The sequence below is a fragment of the Sphingomonas sp. genome, from assembly GCF_050725575.1.
GTDB lineage: Bacteria > Pseudomonadota > Alphaproteobacteria > Sphingomonadales > Sphingomonadaceae > Sphingomonas.
In genome coordinates, this window is the sequence record NZ_JBOHHW010000032.1 from 17,346 (window position 1) to 39,419 (window position 22,074).

19 protein-coding genes are annotated in these 22,074 nt (G+C 64.3%); 11 read left to right on the forward strand and 8 right to left on the reverse strand.

The genetic code is table 11. The annotated features are described in order from the left end of the window. Positions 1-9 precede the first annotated feature (9 nt). Positions 10-2,589, reverse strand: a complete 2,580-nt coding sequence (gene clpB, locus ACRECS_RS18685; protein ID WP_431584449.1) for an ATP-dependent chaperone ClpB — start codon at positions 2,587-2,589, stop codon at positions 10-12. Positions 2,590-2,829: 240 nt separating this feature from the next. On the opposite strand from clpB, the gene ACRECS_RS18690 reads away from it, so the two are divergent. The 4 genes from ACRECS_RS18690 (at position 2,830) to ACRECS_RS18705 (ending at position 10,728) form a co-directional block, all read left to right on the forward strand. After that, positions 2,830-5,211 (forward strand): TonB-dependent receptor domain-containing protein, encoded by a 2,382-nt coding sequence (locus tag ACRECS_RS18690; RefSeq protein ID WP_431584450.1) that lies wholly within the window; start codon positions 2,830-2,832, stop codon positions 5,209-5,211. 94 nt (positions 5,212-5,305) lie between these two features. Continuing rightward, positions 5,306-7,462 carry a penicillin acylase family protein gene (locus tag ACRECS_RS18695; RefSeq protein WP_431584451.1) on the forward strand — a complete coding sequence of 719 codons (2,157 nt, stop codon included), beginning with the start codon at positions 5,306-5,308 and terminating at the stop codon, positions 7,460-7,462. A 96-nt stretch (positions 7,463-7,558) separates the two neighbouring features. Next, positions 7,559-10,387, forward strand: a complete 2,829-nt coding sequence (locus ACRECS_RS18700) for a M16 family metallopeptidase (RefSeq protein ID WP_431584452.1) — start codon at positions 7,559-7,561, stop codon at positions 10,385-10,387. A gap of 38 nt (positions 10,388-10,425) precedes the next feature. Further along, positions 10,426-10,728 (forward strand): hypothetical protein, encoded by a 303-nt coding sequence (locus ACRECS_RS18705; RefSeq protein WP_431584453.1) that lies wholly within the window; start codon positions 10,426-10,428, stop codon positions 10,726-10,728. Between the two features lie 418 nt (positions 10,729-11,146). On the opposite strand, the gene ACRECS_RS18710 is transcribed toward ACRECS_RS18705, so the two are convergent. The 5 genes from ACRECS_RS18710 to ACRECS_RS18730 form a co-directional block, all read right to left on the reverse strand. Then, positions 11,147-12,217, reverse strand: a complete 1,071-nt coding sequence (locus ACRECS_RS18710; RefSeq protein ID WP_431584454.1) for a 5-(carboxyamino)imidazole ribonucleotide synthase — start codon at positions 12,215-12,217, stop codon at positions 11,147-11,149. Further along, positions 12,214-12,699 carry a 5-(carboxyamino)imidazole ribonucleotide mutase gene (gene purE, locus ACRECS_RS18715; protein ID WP_431584455.1) on the reverse strand — a complete coding sequence of 162 codons (486 nt, stop codon included), beginning with the start codon at positions 12,697-12,699 and terminating at the stop codon, positions 12,214-12,216. Before purE ends, ACRECS_RS18710 begins: the two co-directional genes overlap by 4 nt. Before the next feature lie 174 nt (positions 12,700-12,873). Continuing rightward, positions 12,874-13,560 carry a 2,3-diphosphoglycerate-dependent phosphoglycerate mutase gene (gene gpmA, locus ACRECS_RS18720; protein WP_431584456.1) on the reverse strand — a complete coding sequence of 229 codons (687 nt, stop codon included), beginning with the start codon at positions 13,558-13,560 and terminating at the stop codon, positions 12,874-12,876. 56 nt (positions 13,561-13,616) lie between these two features. Next, the gene (locus tag ACRECS_RS18725) at positions 13,617-14,762 is read right to left on the reverse strand and encodes a M14 family metallopeptidase (protein WP_431584457.1); all 1,146 of its coding nucleotides are present in this window, start codon (positions 14,760-14,762) and stop codon (positions 13,617-13,619) included. Beyond that, entirely contained in the window at positions 14,759-15,376 is a 618-nt protein-coding gene (locus tag ACRECS_RS18730) for a DUF4136 domain-containing protein (protein ID WP_431584458.1), read from the reverse strand. Before ACRECS_RS18730 ends, ACRECS_RS18725 begins: the two co-directional genes overlap by 4 nt. A 159-nt stretch (positions 15,377-15,535) precedes the next feature. Between ACRECS_RS18730 and ykgO the strand changes: the two genes are divergently transcribed. Both ykgO and ACRECS_RS18740 read left to right on the forward strand, forming a co-directional pair. Continuing rightward, a complete protein-coding gene (ykgO, locus tag ACRECS_RS18735) occupies positions 15,536-15,661 on the forward strand; it encodes a type B 50S ribosomal protein L36 (protein WP_003046794.1) in 126 nt (41 codons plus the stop codon). A gap of 107 nt (positions 15,662-15,768) precedes the next feature. Beyond that, positions 15,769-16,383 (forward strand): HAD family hydrolase, encoded by a 615-nt coding sequence (locus ACRECS_RS18740; protein WP_431584459.1) that lies wholly within the window; start codon positions 15,769-15,771, stop codon positions 16,381-16,383. Between the two features lie 350 nt (positions 16,384-16,733). On the opposite strand, the gene ACRECS_RS18745 is transcribed toward ACRECS_RS18740, so the two are convergent. Together ACRECS_RS18745 and pyk are read right to left on the reverse strand one after the other, a co-directional pair. Then, on the reverse strand, positions 16,734-17,069 hold the full coding sequence (locus ACRECS_RS18745) for a hypothetical protein (protein ID WP_431584460.1): 336 nt from the start codon (positions 17,067-17,069) through the stop codon (positions 16,734-16,736). Positions 17,070-17,124: 55 nt separating this feature from the next. Next, positions 17,125-18,582: a pyruvate kinase gene (gene pyk / locus ACRECS_RS18750; RefSeq protein WP_431584461.1), complete on the reverse strand. Its 1,458-nt coding sequence runs from the start codon at positions 18,580-18,582 to the stop codon at positions 17,125-17,127. 75 nt (positions 18,583-18,657) lie between these two features. On the opposite strand from pyk, the gene ACRECS_RS18755 reads away from it, so the two are divergent. The 5 genes from ACRECS_RS18755 (at position 18,658) to ACRECS_RS18775 (ending at position 21,927) form a co-directional block, all read left to right on the forward strand. After that, the gene (locus ACRECS_RS18755) at positions 18,658-18,966 is read left to right on the forward strand and encodes a DUF1244 domain-containing protein (protein WP_431584462.1); all 309 of its coding nucleotides are present in this window, start codon (positions 18,658-18,660) and stop codon (positions 18,964-18,966) included. Positions 18,967-19,045: 79 nt separating this feature from the next. Next, the gene (locus ACRECS_RS18760) at positions 19,046-20,389 is read left to right on the forward strand and encodes an amidohydrolase family protein (protein ID WP_431584463.1); all 1,344 of its coding nucleotides are present in this window, start codon (positions 19,046-19,048) and stop codon (positions 20,387-20,389) included. A gap of 83 nt (positions 20,390-20,472) precedes the next feature. Then, on the forward strand, positions 20,473-20,712 hold the full coding sequence (locus tag ACRECS_RS18765) for a DUF2312 domain-containing protein (protein WP_431584464.1): 240 nt from the start codon (positions 20,473-20,475) through the stop codon (positions 20,710-20,712). A 42-nt stretch (positions 20,713-20,754) separates the two neighbouring features. After that, positions 20,755-21,081, forward strand: a complete 327-nt coding sequence (locus tag ACRECS_RS18770; RefSeq protein WP_431584465.1) for a heavy metal-binding domain-containing protein — start codon at positions 20,755-20,757, stop codon at positions 21,079-21,081. A gap of 102 nt (positions 21,082-21,183) precedes the next feature. Then, on the forward strand, positions 21,184-21,927 hold the full coding sequence (locus ACRECS_RS18775; RefSeq protein ID WP_431584466.1) for a YebC/PmpR family DNA-binding transcriptional regulator: 744 nt from the start codon (positions 21,184-21,186) through the stop codon (positions 21,925-21,927). The last annotated feature ends 147 nt before the right edge of the window (positions 21,928-22,074 follow it).

The following is a 22,074-nucleotide window of genomic DNA, read 5'->3' on the forward strand; positions in this document are numbered from 1 at the left end:
CCGCGACCGCTAGCCGATCGCCAGCTCAAGCTTGCCATCGCCTTCATCGACCTTGACTGTCGCTCCGTCCTTCACCTCGCCACGTAGGATCAGGTCGGCGAGCGGATCCTGCAGGTAGCGCTGCACCGCCCGCTTCAGCGGTCGTGCGCCATAGACCGGATCATAGCCGACCCGTCCGAGCCACGCGCGGGCGGCATCGGTCAGGTCGAGTATTATCTTGCGATCGGCAAGCAGCTTGCCGATCCGGCTGACCTGGATATCGACGATCGGCGCCATCTCGCTCTGGCCGAGCCGGTGGAACAGGATGATCTCGTCGAGCCGGTTGAGAAATTCGGGGCGAAAATGGCCGCGAACGATCTCCATCACTTGCGGCTCGACGTCGCTCACCGGCTGACCATCGGCCAGGTTGGTAAGATATTGACTGCCCAGGTTCGAGGTCAGGATGATCAGCGTGTTGGAGAAATCGACCGTGCGGCCCTGGCCATCGGTCAGCCGGCCATCGTCCAGCACCTGCAACAGGATGTTGAATACATCGCCATGCGCTTTCTCGACTTCGTCGAACAGAATCACCTGATAGGGGCGTCGCCGAACCGATTCGGTTAGAACGCCGCCTTCTTCGTAACCAACATAGCCGGGAGGCGCGCCGATCAGCCGCGCGACAGCATGCTTCTCCATGAACTCGCTCATGTCGATGCGCACCATCGCCGAGGGATCGTCGAACAGGAATTCGGCGAGTGCCTTGGTCAGTTCGGTCTTGCCGACGCCGGTTGGCCCGAGGAACAGGAAGGATCCGAGCGGACGGTTCGCCTCCTGCAGCCCGGCGCGCGCACGGCGCACAGCGGTCGACACGGCATGGACCGCCTGTTGCTGGCCGATCACGCGTTTGCCGATCGCCTCTTCCATGCCGAGCAGTTTGGCGCGCTCGCCTTCGAGCATGCGGTCGACCGGGATGCCGGTCCAGCGGCTGACCACGGCGGCGATGTCGTCGGCTGTCACTTCCTCGCGCAGCATTGCGCCCTTGGTCGCGCCCGCTGCTTCATCGAGCTGGCGCTGCAGCTGCGGGATCGTGCCGTAGGACAGCTCGCCGGCCTTGGCGAGATCGCCGGCGCGCTGCGCCTGGTCGAGTTCGAGCCGTGCGGCGTCGAGCTTCTCCTTGATCTTCGCTTCGGCTGAGATCTTGTCCTTCTCAGCCTGCCAGCGCGTGGTCAGCTCGGTCGATTGCTGCTCGAGATTGGCGAGCTCGCCTTCGAGCGCTGCCAGCCGGTCGCGCGACGCGGCGTCGCTCTCGCGCTTCAACGCCTCGCGTTCGATCTTCAATTGGATGATGCGGCGGTCGAGCGTCTCGATCTCTTCCGGCTTGGATTCCACTTCCATACGGATGCGGCTGGCCGCTTCGTCCATCAGGTCGATCGCCTTGTCGGGCAGGAAGCGGTCCGTGATGTAGCGATTGCCCAGTGTCGCCGAGGCGACGATCGCCGCATCGGTGATGCGCACGCCGTGGTGGAGTTCGTATTTCTCCTTCAGCCCGCGCAGGATCGAGATTGTGTCCTCGACCGTCGGCTCGCCGACGAACACCGGCTGGAAACGCCGCTGCAGCGCGGGGTCCTTCTCGACATGCTTGCGATATTCGTCGAGCGTGGTCGCGCCGACACAGTGCAGCTCGCCGCGTGCCAATGCCGGCTTGAGCAGGTTCGACGCATCCATCGCGCCTTCGGATTTGCCCGCGCCGATCAGCGTGTGCATCTCGTCGATGAACAGCACGATGTCGCCCTCGGCCGACTTCACTTCGTCGAGTACGCCCTTCAGCCGCTCCTCGAACTCACCACGATATTTCGCACCGGCGATCAGGCTGCCCATGTCGAGCGACATCAGCCGGCGATCCTTCAGCGTGTCGGGCACATCGCCATTGGCGATGCGCAGCGCGAGGCCTTCGGCAATGGCGGTCTTGCCGACGCCGGGCTCGCCGATCAGCACCGGGTTGTTCTTGGTGCGGCGTGCGAGGATCTGGATCGTGCGGCGGATCTCCTCATCCCGGCCGATCACAGGGTCGAGTTTGCCGTCGCGCGCCGCCTGGGTCAGGTCGCGGGCGAACTTCTTCAGCGCGTCGAAACGGTCCTCGGCACCGGCGGAATCGGCGGTCCGTCCACCACGCACGGTGTTGATCGCGGTATTGAGTGCATCGGCGCGCACCCCGGCCGCCTGCAGCGCCTTGCCGGCGGCGGTGTTGAGCGACAAAGCAAGCGCGACCAGCAGCCGCTCGACGGTGACGAAGCTGTCGCCGGCCTTTGCGGCGATCTGCTCGGCTTGGTCGAGCACGCGCACCGCATCGTTGTCGAGGCCCGGCGTCTGTTGCGCGCCGCCACCCGACACGGCGGGAATCTTGGACAGTGCGAGGTCGGTTTCGCTGATCGCGCGCTTCGCGTCACCGGCGGCCGCGGTGATCAGTCCGGCCGCCATGCCCTGCTCATCCTCGAGCAGAGCTTTCAACAGATGCTCGGGCGCAATGCGCTGGTGGCTCATGCGGATCGCAACGGTCTGCGCCGATTGCAGGAAGCCCTTGGCGCGGTCGGTGAATTTTTCGAGGTTCATGTTGCTCCCATCTCCACTTGCTCGTGCGATATAGTGTTGCACTTATGCAACACAACCCGTCCGACCACCGCTTTGCCATAATGATTGGAGCGTAACGCGCCGCGCGCCGCAAGGTGTCTCAAATACGCCACGCAACCGGCATCGAACTGTCATCGCGTCTGCGTAATTGTGCAACGCACAACGACTAGGCGGCGGGCGACGCGCAGCTGCGCGCACCGCTCTGCCCAAGGGGATTTCATAATGCGTGTTCTCACCGCCTGCCTGCTCGCCGGCACCGCACTCGGCTGGCCGCTCGCCGCCACTGCTGCCGTCAGCGACGATGTCACCGCCGCGCCGGCTGCCTCTGCCCCCGATATCGCCCCTGCAGAACCGGACGCAAATGCCACTGAGGGCGACATCATCGTCATCGGTCGCGGCGAGACCCGCCAGGTGCAGCGTCTGGGTCAGGACGACATTGCGATCCTGACGCCGGGCACCAGCCCGCTCAAGGCGATCCAGAAGCTTCCCGGTGTGAACTTCCAGTCGGCCGATCCGTTCGGCGCCTATGAATGGTCGCAGCGCGTGTCGATCCGCGGCTTCAACCAGAACCAGATCGGCTTCACGCTTGACGGCATTCCGCTCGGCGACGGCACCTATGGCAACACCAATGGCCTGCATATCAGCCGCGCGATCAGCTCGGAGAATATCGGCGAGACGCGTGTGTCGCAGGGTTCGGGGTCGCTCGGGACTCAGGCGACCAACAATCTCGGCGGCACGATCGAATTCTTCTCGTCCGATCCGAAGCCGGATTTCGGCCTGTCGCTCAATGGCAGCTATGGCAGCAACAATACGGTCCATGCCTTTGGCCGCCTCGATACCGGCGAACTCGGCGACAATGGACCCAGCGCTTATGTGTCGTACAGCCATCTCGACACCGGCAAGTGGAAAGGCCGCGGCGCCCAGCGCCAGAACCAGGTCAATGCGAAGTTCGTCGCGCCGGTCACACCCGACCTGCGCCTTGTCGGCACGTTCAACTATTCCGAACGCCGCGAGGAAGATTATCAGGACATGTCGCTCGATATGATCAAGCGGCTTGGCTATCGCTGGGATAATATCACCGGCCAGTTTCCGCTCGCCATACGGGTCGCAGATGTTGCGAACAATATCGACAATGTAAACAACACGACGGGTGCGCCGGGAGCCGACGGCAAGTCGGACATCACCGGGCTTGCCCCGTCCAATCCGGCCGCGGGCAAGGTTTTCCCGACACCATTCGGCTCCATCGACGATGCCTATTACGACGCGGCGGGCCTGCGGAACGACTATGTCGCTTCGTTAGGTATCGAGACCCGCAAGGATGCGAAGGTCCATGGCCAGCTCAAGGCCTATTATCACGACAATCGCGGCCAGGGCATCTGGTTCACGCCTTATGTCCCATCGCCCTCGGGCGTGCCGATCTCGGTACGGACGACCGAATACAACATGCACCGCAAGGGCGTGTTCGGATCGCTCGGCACGGATCTCGGTGCTTTCGGCGACATCACCGTGGGCGGTTGGTATGAGCGCAACGATCTGCGTCAGGCGCGCCGTTATTACGGGCTCGACAGCCGCCTCGCGCCGACGCGCAACGCACTTGAGTTTCAAAGCGGCGCGTTCGCGACCGATTGGGACCTGCGCTATAAGACCGATACCGTACAATATTATGTCGAGGACAAGATCGCGATCGGCGATCTGACCATCAACCTCGGCTGGAAGGGCTTTGACGTTCGCGGCAGCTCGGACGCGATCAAGGCCGGCCCGCTTGCGACCGGTAAGGTCAAGACCACCGACTGGTTCCAGCCGCATGCCGGTTTCACTTACAAGCTGGGTGAGCGCGCCGAGCTGTTTGGCGGCTTCACTCAGGTGACCCGCGCATTCGTCGCGGCTGCCACCAATGGACCACTCGCCACCAGCCAGAACGGCTTCCAGAATCTCGGCAATCTCAAGCCTGAATCGTCGGACACCTATGAACTCGGCGTGCGTGGTCGGTCGGGCATCTTCACCGGGTCGCTCAGCGGCTATTATATCGATTTCCGCAATCGCTTGCTCGCCTTTGCCAATGGCGCGGGAATCCTCGGCAATCCGGCGATCCTGCAGAATGTCGGCGGGGTGCGCTCCTACGGCATCGAGGCGACCGGCCAGGTCAAGCTGCCGGGCGGGTTCGGCGCATTCGCCTCCTATGCCTATAACAACTCGACCTATCGCAACGACGTCTTCAACGCCGATGGTTCACTGGTCGGCGGCGTGGGCATCAAGGGCAAGACCGTGGTCGATGCGCCCAAGCATATCGCCTCGGGCGAGCTGACCTATGACAGCAACCTGTTCTTCGGTCGGCTTGGCGCGAACTATATGAGCAAGCGCTACTTCTCCTACAGCAACGACCAGTCGGTGTCGGCGCGGGTGTTGTTCGATGCGACGGTCGGCGTGCGGCTGAAGGTCGCCGGGGACCGCCAGGTCGAGCTGCAGCTCAACGGCACCAATCTGCTCGACAAGGACTATATCGCGACGATCGGTTCGAACGGTTTTGTCCAGAAGGGCGACAGCCAGACGCTGCTGGTTGGTGCGCCGCGTCAGGTGTTCGTGACGCTCAAGACCGGGCTCTGACCCACTGCCTCAACCCCTCCCCTTGCGGGAGGGGTTGAGAAGCGTTCTGCCTGCTGTACCGTGCCCGCAAATCATAAAAGCGGGGAGGACAGCGATGCGCAAAGTCTTGAAGAACGGTGCGCTTGGTCTCGCCGCGCTGCTTGTGCTGGTTGCGATCGGGCTCGCGGTGTGGGAGCCACTTCTCGCTGAAACGCCGGCACCGCCGCCGCCGCACAGCTATGACAGCGTCATCGCGCGCGACACATTCGGCGTGCCACATATCTTCGGCAAGACCGATGCGGATGTCGCCTATGGCGTCGCCTATGCTCATGCCGAGGATGATTTCGCGACCCTGCAGGAAGCGGTCGCGATGTCGCGCGGGCGGCTTGGCGCGATGCTTGGCGCGGACGGCGCGAAGGTCGATTATGCGCTGCATCTGCTCGGCGCGCGCGCGACGGTCGATCGCGATTATGCGAAGCAGCCCGCCGATGTCCGCGCGCTGCTCGACGGCTATGCCTCCGGGCTGAACCGCTATGCCGAGCGCCATCCGGACGAAGTGCGCCTGTCGCGGCTCTTCCCGGTCGATGGACGCGACATCGCCACTGGCTTCGTGCTCAGGACCCCATTCTTCTTCGGGCTCGATCAGGTACTGGGCGCCTTGTCCGGCGATACGCCCTTGCCGAAGGAAAGTGCCGGGCCAACGCCGGATTCACCGGATCCCACAGCGGTTCCTGCGGACACGCCAAGTGCCGGGGAGGAAAATCCGAACGGCTCGAATGCGTTCATTGTCGCGCCCAAGCGCTCGGCCGACGGCGTCACACGCCTGGTGTCGAACTCGCATCAGCCCTGGCGCGGGCCGGTCACCTGGTACGAGCTTGTGGTGCATTCCGGACAGGGCTGGAACTTCGCCGGTGCGACCTTTCCCGGCGTGCCGTTCCCGGTGCTTGGGCATAATGAGACGCTGGGATGGACCAACACCGTCAACCGGCCCGACCTGACCGACGTCTACAAGCTGGTGCTCGATTCTGCCGGCACGCATTACCGCTTCGACGGGAAGTGGCTGCCGCTGCAGCGCGCGCGGGTGTGGTTACATGTGAAGGTCGGACCGTTCGTGCTGCCGATCCCGAAGCTGGTGTACCGCGCGGTGCAGGGGCCGGTTATCGTCAACAAGAGCGGCGCGTTCGCGACGCGCTATGCCGGCGCCGATCAGGTGCGGATGATCGAGGAATATTACCGCCTGACCAGAGCGCGGGACTTTACCGAGTGGCAAAAGGCGCTGGCGATCCAGGGCGTGCCGGCGACCAATTTCCTCTATGGCGACGCCAAAGGGAACATCGCCTATTTCTACAATGCGAGCTTTCCCAACCGCAAGCCGGGCTATGATTATGCCACTGTCCTGCCGGGCGATACGTCGCGCGACCTGATGGCCGGGACGGTGCCCTGGGCGCAGGTGCCGCGCAACGTGAACCCGGCATCGGGCTTTCTGATCAACGCCAACAACACGCCCTACCAGGCCGCGGGGGCGGGGTCCGAGATCCGTCCGGGCGACTATTCGCCCCTGCTCGGGATCGAGACCGATACGACCAATCGCGGTACGCGCGCGATCGAGCTGATGGGCGCGGACGGATCGATCAGCCGCGCCGATCTGGAACGGATCAAGTTCGACACCGGCGTGAGCCGGCTCAGTTGGGCGGCGAAATGGTACGCCGATCTCGCAGCGGTCGATCCGAAGGGCGATCGCGCGATTATGGACGCCAGGGCGCTCATGGCGAAATGGGACTGGAATTTCGACGGCGAAGGCCCTGCTGATGCGCTGGCCGCGATCCTGCTGCGTGCCGGGCAGAAATGGCATTATCGCCGCGCCCCGCGGCTCGATCCGCGCGAGGAGCTGGGTAAAGCCGCGGCCTATCTGACGACGCATTTTGGCCGGCTCGATCCGCCGCTCGGCACCGTGCTCAGGCTGCGCCAGGGCAAGGTCGATCTGCCGCTTGACGGCGCGCCCGACGTGTTGCGCGCCGCATCGACCTGGGACGAAGCGCCAGATGGCCGGCTGGTGGTCAATCATGGCGACAGTTTCGTGATGTTCATCGAATGGGACAAGGCGGGACGTGTGCGCTCCGACTCGATCCAGCCCTATGGCGCGGCAACCACGCGGCCCAATTCGCCGCATTATGCCGATCAGGCGCCGTTGTTCGTGGCGCACAAGCTCAAGCCGGTGCACTTCGCCCCGGCATCGCTGCGTGGCAATGTCGAACGGGTCTATCGACCCTGACCGGAATGGATCGAAACGATGGGCCCTTGCGATTGCGCCGGATCGTTTGGGTGTTATAGTGTTACACAACGGTCTTAAGCCAAGGATTTCTCCCCAATGACTGCCAAGATTTTCGCGCTTTCCGGCGTAGCGCTGCTCGCGCTCGCAACTCCCGCGCTCGCGGCTCCCCAGGCGGCTTCAACCGCCGCCAAGCCTGCGCCGGTCGCCGATCTCGTCAAGCAGGTCGATATTCCGTACGAGGAATTCACGCTCAAGAACGGCCTTCGCGTCATCGTCCATACCGACCGCAAGGCGCCGGTCGTCGCGGTGTCGGTGTGGTACGATGTCGGGTCGAAGCATGAGCCTAAGGGCAAGACTGGCTTTGCCCATCTGTTCGAGCATCTGATGTTCAACGGCAGCGAGAATGCCCCGGGCGATTTCTTCGAGCCGCTGAAACAGGTCGGCGCGACCGACTATAACGGCACCACCTGGTACGACCGGACCAATTATTTCGAGACGGTGCCGACCCCGGCGCTGGAACGTGCGCTGTTCCTCGAAAGCGACCGGATGGGCTATCTGCTCGGCGCGATCACCCAGCGCGTGCTCGATGTGCAGCGCGGCGTGGTACAGAATGAAAAGCGCCAGGGCGACAATCAGCCTTACGGCCTGGTCGACTATGCCAAGACCGCGGCATTATTCTCCCCCGACCATCCTTATGGCCATGACACGATCGGTTCGATGGCCGATCTCGACGCCGCCAGCCTGGAGGATGTGAAGAACTGGTTCCGCGATCATTATGGCGCGAGCAACGCGATCGTCGTGCTGGCCGGCGATGTCGATGTCGCAACCGCCAAGCCGCTGATCGAGAAGTATTTCGGCGCGATCCCGGCGGGGCAGAAGACCGTCCGTCCCGCGGCGCCAGTCCCGGCCCTGGCCGCGCCCAAGATCGAGGTGATGAAGGACCGGGTCGCGACCACCCGCATCATGCGCACCTGGGTCGTTCCTGGTCTCGACAGCACGGATGCGACCGCGCTCGATGTCGCCGCCGGCGTGCTCGGCGGACTCGCCAGCTCGCGGCTCGACAATGCGCTGGTGCGCAAGGAGAAGCTTGCGGTCGCGGTGACGGCGGGCAACCAGACTTTTGCCCAGGTCGGCATGTTCGAAGTCAGCGCCGATGTCCGGCCCGGAGTTGATCCGGGGCTCGTTGCCAAGCGGCTTGACGAGATCGTGGCCGATTTCATCAAGAACGGTCCGACTGCCGATGAGGTGCAGCGCGTTGCGACCGGTGAAGTGAGCGACCGTATCGAAGGGCTGGAATCGGTCGGCGGGTTCGGCGGCAAGGCCGTCGCGCTGGCCCAGGGCGCGCTCTATTCGGATGATCCGGGTTTCTACAAGAAACAGCTCGCGACGCTGGCCAATGAGACGCCCGCCAATGTGAAGGCAGTGACCGCGAAATGGCTGTCGCGGCCGGTCTATGCGCTGACGATCGAACCCGGCGCCCGCGCCGCCTATGACGAGGCCAAGGCAGCCGAGGAAAAGCCCGAGGTTGCCGACGCTGCGCCGTTCAAGGGCACGCGCGGCGAGATGCCCGCCGTCGGCACGATCGCCGATCTCGATTTCCCCAAGGTCGAGCGCGCCAAGCTCAAGAATGGCATCGAGCTGATCTATGCGCAGCGCAATGCAGTGCCGATCACCCGCGCCGTGATCAGTTTCGACGCCGGCGTCGCCGCTGATCCCGCGACCAAGCTCGGCACTCAGCAGCTAACTCTCGGTATGCTCGATGAAGGCACCACGACCAAAGATTCGATCGCGATCGCTGAAGCGCGAGAACGGCTCGGCGCGGAGATCGGCACAGGAGCGAGCCTCGACCGGACCTTTTTGTCGCTGTCGACGCCGAGCACCAATCTCGGGCCGTCGCTCGACCTGTTCGCCGATGTGACGCTCAACCCGGCCTTTGCGCCCGCCGAAGTGGCGCGGCTGAAGAACCAGCAGCTCGCCGGAATCGCGTCGGAACTGACCAATCCCGGCGGCCTGGCCGGCCGCGCGCTGCCCAAGCTCATCTATGGCCCGGCCTCGCCCTATGCGAAGTCGGCGGGGCGCGGCGATCCAGTCGCGGTTGCGGCGCTGACGCGTGCCGATCTGGTGGCGTTCCAGCATGCGTGGCTGCGCCCCGAAAAGGCGAAGATCTTCGTCGTGAGCGATCGCCCGCTGGCCGAGGTGAAGGCGGCGCTCGATCAGCGCTTCGGCAACTGGAAGGGAATCGGCACCGCCGGGGTGAAGGACTTCAGCAAGGCATCGGCGCCGTCGGCACCGAAGATCCTGCTCATCGACCGCCCCGATTCGCCGCAGTCGCTGATCCTCGGCGCTGCGCCCAACAGCCTCAAGGGCACCGCCGAGCTGTTGCCGGTGATCACTGCCAATGATGCGCTCGGTGGCAGCTTCCTGTCGCGGATCAACATGGACCTGCGCGAGGACAAGCACTGGACTTACGGCGCGTCGGGCAATTTCAGCCGGTCGCAGAATGCCGCGCCCTATATCGTCTCGGCACCGGTCCAGGCCGACAAGACCGGCCCGTCGATCGCGGCGATCCGGCAGCAGGTCGGTGATTTCCTGACCACCAGGGGGCTGACCAAGGCGGAGTTCGATCGCACCATCATCGGCAAGACTCGGGAACTGGCCGGCAACTTCGAAACGTCGGGCGACGTGCTCAGCGCGATGCAGACCAATGACCTCTACAAGCGTCCCGACGATTATTACGCGACCATCACGCAAAAATATCGTGCGCTGACGCAAGCCGAACTTGACGCTGCGGCACGCGCGACAATTGACCCCAAGAGCTTCATCTGGGTGGTCGTCGGCGATGCCAAGATGGTCCGCCCCCAGCTTGACAGCCTCGGGCTGCCGGTGGAGGTGGTGCCCGCCGCGTCCATTGCGGGCGTGAAGTGATCCGATACCAACCAGTTCCGAGTTGAGGGAGAGACGTAATGGCCGATGTCGATGGCACCTGGGATACCGTTGTAAAGTCGCCGCTTGGCGATCAGAAAGCCACGCTCGTCGTGAAGAGTGACGGCAATAGCTGGACCGGCAGCAACACCGGCGCGATGGGTTCGGTCGACATCACCGATGGCGGTGTCGACGGCAACACCATCACCTGGAAGATGAGCATCGTCGTGCCGATGCCGATGACGCTCGATTGCACCGCCACGGTCGATGGCGACACGATCACGGGCAATGTCGGCGCAGGCGCGTTCGGCAGCTTCCCGCTGACGGGAACGCGCGCCGCCTGATCGGCCGCTTGCTGAGGTGAATGAAGGGCTCGCCACCACTGTGGCGGGCCCTTTTTCATGGACGCGGTTTCGATCCGGGCTGACCGGTCCATGCCGTTGGCGTCCGGCTCCTGTTACGTCCTGTTGTCGCCTGTGTTCGGCGTTATTTTTTCGCACCTGTTATCGTTGGATCGGAATCTGGATATCGGATTGTTTTCAACGGCTTGATGGTGCCGCTCCTGTTATTGGAAAACAGGACGGAACAGGAGCCATAACGGGAGCCGTTTTGATCGAAACAGGCGCTTGCGCCCAACGCTTCGCGGCCATGAGAAAGAGCGGAACGAGTGCGCCTGACCGACGTCTCATCCGGCTGTCGCCATGTCATATCCCGCAGCTTTGTTGAATCGCCGCTGGGCAGAGAATGCCTGAGTCCCAGACCTTAATCGCGCAAGAGCCGCGTGACATGGCCCATCTTGCGGCCGGGGCGGGTTTCCTTGCCGTAGAGATGCAAATGCGCACCCGGCTCGGCGAGGATGTCGGCCCAGCGATCGGCATCATGACCGATCAGATTGTCCATCACGACCCGCGGCGCGGCCAGGCCCGTATCGCCGAGCGGCAAGCCGCAGATCGCGCGGATATGATTCTCGAACTGCGAGCAATTGGCGCCTTCGATCGTCCAGTGCCCCGAATTGTGCACGCGCGGCGCCATTTCGTTGAACACCGGGCCGTCCGTACCGGCGAAGAATTCGCAGGCGAGGATGCCGACATAGCGGAGCGCCTCGGCAATACGGCCGGCAAGCGCTGCGGCCTCGTCCCACTGCGCGGCGATCTCGGCCGGGGCGGGCAGGGTCGAGCGCGCAAGGACGCCGTCCTTATGCTCGTTCCAGGGCGGCGGATAGCTGACGGTCGATCCGTCAGGGCTACGCGCGAGCAGGATCGAGAATTCATGGCTGAAGGTGACGAAACCTTCGAGGATCGCGGGCCGCTGGCCGATCGCTTCCCATGCCGCTTCGGCGTCGTCCGGCGTGCCGATCCGCACCTGGCCCTTGCCGTCATAGCCGAGCCGCAGCGTCTTGAGGATCGCCGGCGTGCCGATCGTGCCGATCGCGGCCTTCAGTTCGTCGAGCGTCGCGACCGCAGCCCAGGGCGCCGTGCGGCCGCCGATTGTGTCGACGAACGCCTTTTCGGTCGCGCGGTCCTGCGCGATGCCGAGCGCGGCGGGTGCGGGGTGGACCGGCACTTTGCCGGCGAGATATTCGACCGGTTCGAGCGCGATATTCTCGAACTCATAGGTCACCACGTCGCAGGCGGCGGCGAATTCGTCGAGTATGATGCGGCTGTGATAATCGGCGCGGGTAAAGCTCGACGCGGTCTGCGCCGCGACGCTTTCGGCATCGGGGGCGAGCACGCGGGTGTTGTAGCCGAGCTGCGCTGCGGCCACCGCGAGCATCCGGCCAAGCTGGCCGCCGCCAAGAATGCCGATGGTGGAACCGGGGGGCAGGACCGTCATACCGGGTCAGTCGCCACGCCATCGGTCTGCGCCGCGCGCCACGCCTGGAGCCGTTCGCTCAAGCTGGTATCGCCGAGTGCGAGGATCGATGCCGCGAGCAGGCCGGCATTGATCGCGCCGGCCTTGCCAATCGCCAGCGTGCCGACCGGGACGCCGCCGGGCATCTGGACGATCGAGTAAAGGCTGTCCACGCCCTTCAGCGCGGCGCTTTCGACCGGCACGCCAAGCACCGGCAAATGCGTCATTGATGCCGCCATGCCCGGCAGATGCGCCGCCCCGCCCGCGCCGGCGATGATGACTTTCAGGCCGCGGCCAGCGGCGCTGGTGGCATAGTCGTAGAGCCGTTTCGGGGTGCGATGGGCGGACACGACCTTGGTTTCGTGCGACACGCCGAGTTGGGTCAGAATGTCGGCGGCATGGCGCATCGTCTCCCAATCGGACGTGCTGCCCATGATGATGCCGATGCGTGGCGTATCCGCCATATCCATGCCCCGTCCCAAAGGAGCGGCCTGACTAGCGGCGGGATCGGGGGAGGGCAACCGTGCAGGATATAGGATGTACGTCACCCCGGACCTGTTCCGGGCCCACTTCTCCACCGGAGGCGCGGCGCGCGTTGCGCGGTGGACCCCGGAACAAGTCCGGGGTGACGGATAAGGCTACCGCTCGCTCAGATAATAGCGGTCCGTCGCGTTCAGATCGGCATCGAGCTCATAGACGATCGGCTGGCCAGTCGGAATTTCCAGCGAGGTGATCTCGTCGTCGGGAATGTTCGACAGATGCTTGACCAGCGCGCGGAGTGAATTGCCATGGGCGGAGATCAGCACGCGCTGCCCGGCCTTGAGCGCCGGGGCGATGCGTCCCTCCCAATAAGGCAGGACGCGCGCGATCGTATCCTTCAGGCTCTCGGTCGAGGGGATCGCGATGCCGGCATAGCGGCGATCCTGCGACAGGTCATACTCGCTGCCCGTCTCCAGCACCGGCGGCGGAATGTCGAAGCTGCGGCGCCAGATATGGACTTGCTCATCGCCGTGCAACGCTGCGGTCTCGGCCTTGTTGAGGCCGGTCAGCCCGCCATAATGCCGCTCGTTGAGACGCCAGTCCTTCTCGACCGGCAACCAGAGCCGGCCCATTTCCTCAAGCGCGAGGTTGAGCGTCTTAATCGCGCGGGTCTGCAGCGAGGTGAAGGTCTGGTCGAAATCCAGGCCCTTTTCGGCCATCAGCCGCCCCGCCGCGCGCGCCTCCTCGGCGCCCTTTTCGGTCACATCGACGTCCCACCAGCCGGTGAAGCGGTTTTCGAGGTTCCACGACGACTGGCCGTGGCGGATCAGGACGAGAGTGGGCATGGCATTCCTTACAGGGCGTCACCCCGAACGCGGTTCAGCGTGACGGCGTCAATGGGTCAGAGCGTGTCGATCACCTCAGCGAGCACTTCAAGGCAGCTATGCGCCAGCTTCTTGCTGCGTTCGGCCGACCAGCCGAATTCGGCATCGGCATTGGCGTCATGGTCCTTGAACGGCATTTCCAGCGTCATGCCGAGCGCGCCGAAGCGTTCGGCGACCTGATTGGTCGACATGCTCAGATTGGCCTGGCCGGGTGCCGCTTTGCCATAGCCGAGCTCGGTCTGGAAATCGGGCGTGTTGACCGCGAGGCGGCGGCCGAAATCGTAGAATTTCTCGCCCAGCGCGTCGGTCCAGGACGGAATCCCCTCGAACCCGGCAATGAAATTCGCGGCGATCGCTTCGTCGCCGTGCACGTCCATCGCGAAATCGACACCGCTCGCGTCCATGGCGTTGCGGACGCACAGCACTTCGGGGCTGCGCTCGAGCGACGGCTCATGCCATTCGCGGTTGAGGTTCACGCCCACCGCATTGGTGCGCAGATGGCCGCGGAACGTCCCGTCGGGGTTCATGTTGGGCACGACATGGAAGGTCGCCTTGGACAGCAGCTCGGCGGTCACCGGGTCGGTCGTGTCGGTCAGACGCTCCAGCGCGCCTTCCATCCACCATTCGGCCATCGATTCGCCGGGATGCTGGCGGGCATAGAGCCACGCCTGTTTCGGACCGCGCCCGATCGTCAGGCAATCGATCGCCCGGCCATCGATCGTGGTGCCGAGCTGGCGATGAATCATGCCGGGCTTGAGGGCCATGCGCGCGATCAGCGCGTCGTGCTGCTCCATCGTATAGGGCGCGAAATAGGCGAACCAGACCAGGTCGGTCTCGCCGGTCCAGTCGAATTCGAGCACGCCGCCCGCATAGCGCGTCACGTGCTGGCGCCAGCTCGTGCGGTCAGTCGAGACGCGCACCTTATAGTCGGGCCAGCCAAGCGGGTAGGCCGAATCGCCGGCGTTGAGGATGCGGAAGCTGAGCTTGCGACCCTTCGCCCCGGCAACGCGGAAATAGAACCATTGGTAGAAATCGGACTGGTGATCACGCACGATCTCCAGGTCGATTCGGTCCCCGTCGATGGCGAGGGTCTTGATGTTGCCGCCATCAAAGGCGGCGTTGATGGCGATGCTGGCCGGGATCGGCGTTGGGGTCGAGCTCATTTGACCGTGATAGTGCGACCCGATTCCCCCGGAAAGCCCCGGAACAGCGCATTGGCCAATTTACCCGCCGCGACATTCGCCTGCGCATCGACCGCGCGCACGTCCGCGCCGGTCTGAGCGCGGCCTTCCCAGATCACCGTGCCGTCGCTGCGCCGACGAATCTGCACCGACAATTCTGTCAGCACGATCTCGCGCGTCTTTGGCTTGCCGATCGGGAAGGAAATGCCACCGCCCAGGCTGACGCCGCCGCCGCGATAGCCGCCGCTGCCGACCCCGCCGCCCAGGCCGATCGAGACCGGAGAGCGCGCCGGCCCGACATCCTGCGCGGTGCGCGCGAAGCCGACCACCGCAAGATATTGCGCGGTGGCGCCCTGTGCCGGGGTGGTGAAGCCGGCCTGGAGCAGCTCGGTTTCCACTGCCGCGGCATAGGTCTTGAACTCGATGCTGGCCGAGCTGCCGCCGGCGAGCGGTTCGACCGCAAGCGATCCGTGCTCGAGCGGGGCGCCGAGATGGAAGCGCGTGACCTCAACCGGGCCGCTCGCCGTCGTCGTGGTACAGGCGCCCAGGGAGGATGCCGCCAGCGCGATCGCCAGTCCATATGCCACGTTCTTCATGTGCGAGCCTCTTATGCCGATTGTTGCATGTGTGTAACGCTTCGCCGCCCCTTGCCGGTTCCCCCGCCAGTTTCCCGGCCGGTTCGCCTTGACTTGGACGGCAGCCGACTATAGGCGCTCACGTCTTTCCGGCACCACCAGAATCGAAGAAGTTTCGACATGAAGATTCGCAATTCCCTGAAGTCCCTCAAGGACCGTCATCGCGACAACCGCGTGATCCGTCGTCGCGGGCGCACCTACGTCATCAACAAGACGAATCGCCGCTTCAAGGCCCGCCAGGGCTAATTGGCCGAACGTTTGAAGAACGGCACCGGCCCGCTCCCCACCCGGCCACCCACAGAATATACTGGATGGGTGGCCGGGTGGGGGAGTGGGCCGGTGCCGTCTGAACATTGAAGGGCCCGGCCGTCGTCGTCTTCGACGTCGGCAACGTCCTTTACGATTGGAATCCGCGGATTCCTTACGGGCGCCTGATCAAGGATGATCGGGCGCTCGATGCGTTCCTGCGCGATGTCGCGACCAAGGAATGGCATTTCCAGCATGACGCCGGCCGCCCCTTTGCGGAGACTTCGGCCGAGCTGAGCGCGCAATATCCCCATTATGCCGACATGATCGCGCTGTGGGGGCCGCACTTTCATGAACAGATTCCGCACATGCTGCCGGGCATGCAGGCGCTGGTCGAGGAACTCGATGCGGCGGGCGTGCCGCTTTATGCGATCACCAATTTCTCCGGCGAGTTCTGGCCGCCGTTCCGCGACCGCGAGGCGGCGATCTTCGACCGGTTCCGCGACATCGTCGTGTCGGGTGACGAAAAGCTGACCAAGCCCGACGCCGCGATCTATTATCTCGCGCTGGAGCGATTCGGCCTCAGTGCCGAGGAGACGGTGTTCGTCGACGATCGCGAGGAGAATGTGGTCGGCGCAACCGATGTCGGGATGGGCGGATTGCTGTTCACTGACGCGACCACGCTGCGCGCCGATCTGGTGAGGCTCGGCCTGCTCGGCTGAGGGGGATTCTCCCTGATCTCCCTGTTAATGGCCCGAACTATTTTATTTTGACCGTTCCGGCGGCTTTTTGGCCAAATTATTGACCATTTATCAGTGGCTTGGATTGATTCTCCCTGTTATCGATTAACAAGGAGAATCCGCCCGATAACAGGGAGATTCCGCTCCCTGTTATTTTCCTGGAACAGGGAGATGCTGCGGGGAAACAGGGAGTGTGCTTCACAGGCATTTCCATGATGAGAAAGAGCGCACCAACGCTCCTTGAGTGCCGGCGGGTGTGACGCTGGCATAACCCGGATGGAACTTGAATCGATCTTAATGCAGATCGCCGAAGGTGGCGGTTCTTGCCCGCCTCACTCGGTCGTCGCAGGAATCGTCCAGCCCTCATAGGTGAGGCCGTAGCCGCCCTCGATCTTGCGAAGCGTGCCGCTTAACGTCCTGAGAGCCTCATCATCCGATGTTCCGTGACAGTCCATCATGATAACCGGTACTCCCTCGTTGACGGTGATTTCTCCGATTTCCCAGCCAGTCCACACCATATCCAGCTGAAAACCCTCAGTAAGCACCCTCCGCCCGGTGAACCGGACCGTTATTGGACGACTGGCCGCGGGATTGTCGCCGGCTTCACGTAAAGCGCAGACGATGGCTGCGTCCGATTCACGTAAAGCATAGAGGCGAGGGTGAGTCATACCTTCACCGATTACCTGGTTGGAACGCATCAGTCACCGGACCAACCGCCCGCCCTTAGTCGGTATAACCCTTCAACTCATCGCCGATGATGCGCACGACGTGCAGCACATTGGTCGATCCGGGCGTGCGGAACGGCACGCCGGCGATCACGATCACGCGGTCGCCCGCCTTGGCGATATTGTGGCGCAGCGCCATGCGCTTGGCCTTGGCCACCATGTCCTCGAACGATTCGACGTCGCGGGTGTGCACCGCATGCGTGCCCCATAACAGGCCGAGCCGCCGCGCCGTCTCCACCTTGGGGGTCAGCACCATCAGCGGCACCGAGGGCCGCTCGCGCGCGACGCGGCGAGCCGTCGAGCCGGAGGTGGTGAAACAGATGATCGCCGCCACGCCGACCGTCGCGGCGATGTTCTTCGCCGCCTCGGCCAGCGCGTCGGCGGTGGTCGGATCGGGCCGGGTGACGGTGAAATGGATGCGGTCGCCGTGCATCGGATCGCCTTCCACCGCGACGCCGATCGAATTCATCATCGCGACCGATTCGACCGGCCAGGCGCCGGCGGCGCTTTCCGCCGACAGCATGATCGCATCGGCGCCGTCATAGATCGCGGTCGCCACGTCGGACACTTCGGCGCGGGTCGGCGAGGGCGAGGTGATCATCGATTCGAGCATCTGGGTGGCGACCACCACCGGCCGGCCGAGCCGCCGCGACACTTCGACGATACGCTTCTGCAGCGGCGGGACCGATTCGGGCGGCAATTCGACGCCGAGATCGCCGCGCGCGACCATTACGCCGTCGCACTGCTCGACAATCTCCTCCAGCCGGTCGATCGCCGACGGCTTCTCGATCTTGGCGAGCAAGGCCGCCTTGCCCTGGATCAGCAGCCGCGCCTCGGCCAGATCCTCGGGCCGCTGGACGAAGCTCAGCGCGATCCAGTCGACCCCCTGGTCGATCGCAAAGGCCAGGTCGCTGCGGTCCTTCGGGGTCAGCGCCGCCATCGGCACGACCACGTCGGGCACGTTCAGTCCCTTGTTGTTGGACAGCGCGCCGCCGACCTCGACCCGGGTGATGATCTGGTCGGGATCATGCTCGATCACGCGCAGCACCAGCTTGCCGTCATCGAGCAGCAGCCGCGCACCGGGTTCGATCGCGGCGAAAATCTCCTTGTGCGGCAATTCGACGCGGGTCGCATCGCCCGGCGTCTTGTCGCGGTCGAGCGTGAAGATCGCGCCCTTGACCAGTTCGGTGCGCCCGCCCTCGAACTTGCCGACGCGCAGCTTCGGGCCCTGCAGATCGGCCAGGATCGTGGTCGGGCGGCCATATTTCTTTTCGAGGCTGCGGATCGACTTGATCACTTCGATCTTCGATTCCTGATCGCCGTGGCTCATGTTGATGCGAAAGGCGTCGGCGCCGGCCTCGAACAGCTTGCCGATCATCTCGACGCTGTTGCTGGCGGGGCCAAGCGTCGCGAGGACGCGCACCTTGCGCGAACGGGGGCTGATGGCCTTGGTCATTGCTTCGCGTCCTCGGGGCTTTGCGGGCCTTGGCTCTAAAGCCTATCTCCGCCCGATCAACCGGGAGAATGACAAATGTCGCAACTAAACGAGATTGACGATGCCGAGGCTGCCGTAGCGTTCCGTCGCCTGGTCGCGCATCTGCGCCACCGCGATGACGCGCAGAATGTCGATCTGATGGGGCTGGCCGGATTTTGCCGCAACTGCCTGTCCGACTGGGTAGAGGAAGCCAGCGAAGGGCGGCTGAGCAAGGATGAGGCGCGCGAGGCGATCTACGGCATGCCCTATGCGCAGTGGAAGGCCGGGCATCAGGCCGAGGCGACGCCCGAGCAGCTTGAGCGGATGCGGCTCAGCGTCGCAAAAAATGCCGGCGGGGAGAGTTGATTGCGCGGCAAACACGGTTAGGGCTGACCCGCACGGCCAATCGATACGGACCGGACAATCAAGGGGTCAGGGGATGACAATGCACGGGATGCTGGTTTCGGCGATTGCGCTCGCCATGGGCGTGGCCACCACGGCGCAGGCACAGACCACGCCGCCGGCATCCAAAACGATCTTCATCCATGCCGGCCATGTCATCGACCGTCCCGGCCAGCCCGCGCGCGGCGCGACCACCATCGTGGTGCGCGACGGCAAGGTGATCGAGCTGCGCGACGGGTTTGCCGCGCCGGACACGGACGCCAGCGTGATCGACCTCAAGGATCGCTATGTCCTGCCCGGGCTGATCGACATGCACGTGCATCTGTGGGGCATTGGCGGCGACCCGATGCGCGCGCGGCTCGGCGAGCTCAATCGCGACGACAGCGACGACCTGATCGAGGCCGAGAAGAATATGCGCGTCACGCTGGAGGCGGGGTTCACCACGGTGCGCGATCTGGGCGGCAATCCGCGCGGCATCCGCGCCCTGCGCGACGGGGTCGAGGCGGGCGCGGTCGCCGGGCCGACGATCGTCAATGCCGGGCAGATGATCTCGGTCACCGGCGGGCATGGCGATGGCAGCAATGGCCTGGCCGAGGAGTTCGCCGAAGCGGTCCATGCGCATCAGATCAACACCTGCGACGGCCCCGATGATTGCCGCCGCGCGGTGCGTGCGCAGATTTCGCTCGGCGCGCAGGTGATCAAGTTCGCGGCGACCGGCGGCGTGCTGTCGAATGTCGCGGGCGGGCTCGGGCGGCAGATGACGCCCGAGGAAATGAAGGCGATCGTCGACACCGCGCACGCGTTCGGCCGCAAGGCCACCGCGCATTCGCATGCCCGCGAAGGGACCGAGGCCGCGCTTGAGGCGGGGGTCGATTCGATCGAGCACGGCACCTTCCTGGAGGAATCGACGATTCGGCTGTTCAAGCAGCACAATGCCTGGCTGGTCCCGACCATGATCGCGCCGATCTCGGCGCTAGCGCAGGCACGCGGCGGGCAATTGCCGCCGGCGACGATCGCCAAGGCCGAAGCGGCGGCCGCCGCGGCGGCCGCGAGCCACCGGCGCGCCTTTGCCGCCGGGGTGAAGGTCGCATTCGGCACGGATACCGGCGTGTCGCGCCACGGCGAGAATGCGAAGGAATTCGCGCTGATGGTCAAGGCCGGGCTGACCCCTGCCGCGGCGATCCGCGCCGCGACGATCGATGCCGCAGACCTGCTCGGGCGCAAGGACACGCTCGGCTCGCTCGAGCCGGGCAAATTCGCCGACATCATCGCGGTGACCGACGATCCGCTGGCCGATGTGACCCGGCTGGAGCAAGTCGATTTCGTCATGCGCCACGGCGTCGCGGTGAAGGTCGGCGGGGTTCGCCAGGCTTTTCCACCGAATTGATCGCAGCGCCGGTTGAGCCGCGCCCGGCGATGGCTTAGAGGCCCCGCCTCATCTCATTTCATCCTACCGGAGCATTTCCACTCATGAGCGACATTATCGCCGCCGACCAGCTACGCCTTCTGATTGAACGTATCGAGCGCCTCGAAGAGGAAAAGAAGGGCATCGCCGACGACATCAAGGACGTTTACGGCGAAGCCAAGTCGACCGGCTACGACACCAAGACGATGCGCCAGATCGTCCGTTTGCGCCGCATGGAAAAGCATCACCGCGACGAGGCCGAAGCATTGCTCGAGACCTACAAGATCGCGCTCGGTCTGGCATAAGGCGGGCCATAGACCGGGGCGGAACATCAGGGAGAGCCGATCATGATCCTCACCACCACCAGCCTGCTCGATGGCAAGACCGTGACGCGCTATCACGGCATCGTGTCGGCCGAGGTCATTGTCGGCGCCAATGTGTTTCGCGATCTGTTTGCCGGCGTGCGCGATTTCGTCGGCGGGCGATCGGGCGCCTATGAAAAGCCGCTGCGTTCGTCGCGCGAAACCGCGTTCCGGGAACTGGAAGCGGAAGCGCGCGACAAGGGCGCCAATGCGATCATCGGCATCGATGTCGATTATCAGGTGATCGGCAAGTCGGGATCGATGCTGATGGTGTCGGTGACCGGCACCGCGGTGACGGTCAGCGACGCCTGATCTTATCCCCGACTTGTCGAGCAAGGCTATTTTCCACTAGTCCGTGAGGACATTCAGCGCGGCCGTGACCCGGAAACGGCCCGAACGACGATCAGGACGACCATGGCAGGCCATTCCAAGTTCAAGAATATCATGCACCGCAAGGGTGCGCAGGATAAGAAGCGCAGCTCGCTTTTCTCCAAGCTGAGCCGCGAAATCACCGTCGCGGCGAAGATGGGCCTGCCCGATCCGGACATGAACCCGCGCCTGCGCATGGCGGTCAACGCGGCCAAGGCGGCGTCGCTGCCCAAGGACAATATCCAGCGTTCGATCGACAAGGCGAGCCGCAGCGATGCGGAGACTTATGAAGAGATCCGCTACGAAGGGTTCGGCCCGGGCGGCGTGTCGCTGATCATCGAGGCGCTGACCGACAACCGCAACCGCACCGCGACCAATGTGCGCACCGCAGTGTCGAAGAATGGCGGCAATCTCGGTGCGTCGGGATCGGTCAGCCACGGCTTCGACCGGATGGGCCTGATCAACTATCCCGCCGGCGCCGGCGACGCCGACACGGTGTTCGAAGCCGCACTCGAGGCGGGTGCCGAGGATGTGTCGTCGACCGAGGACGGGCATGAGATCTGGACCGCGAACGATTCGCTGCACGAAGTGGTGAAGGCGATCACCCCGGTGCTTGGCGAGCCGGAAGGCGCGAAGCTCGCTTGGCGGCCGCAGACCATGGTCGAGGTCGGTGAGGGCGATGCGGGACTGTTGTTCAAGCTGATCGACACGCTTGACGATGACGACGACGTCCAGACGGTGTGGGGCAATTACGAAGTCTCCGACGAGGTGATGGAGAAGCTGGGTTGAACTTAATCCTCCCCGGCACGGGGAGGGGGATCACCCGCTTTCTTGAAGCGGGTGGTGGAGGAGGTGTGCCGAGCAGCGTAGCGCTTGCGGAGAGCCCCCTCCACCATTTGCCGGAAGAGGCAAATAGTCCCCCTCCCCGTGCCGGGG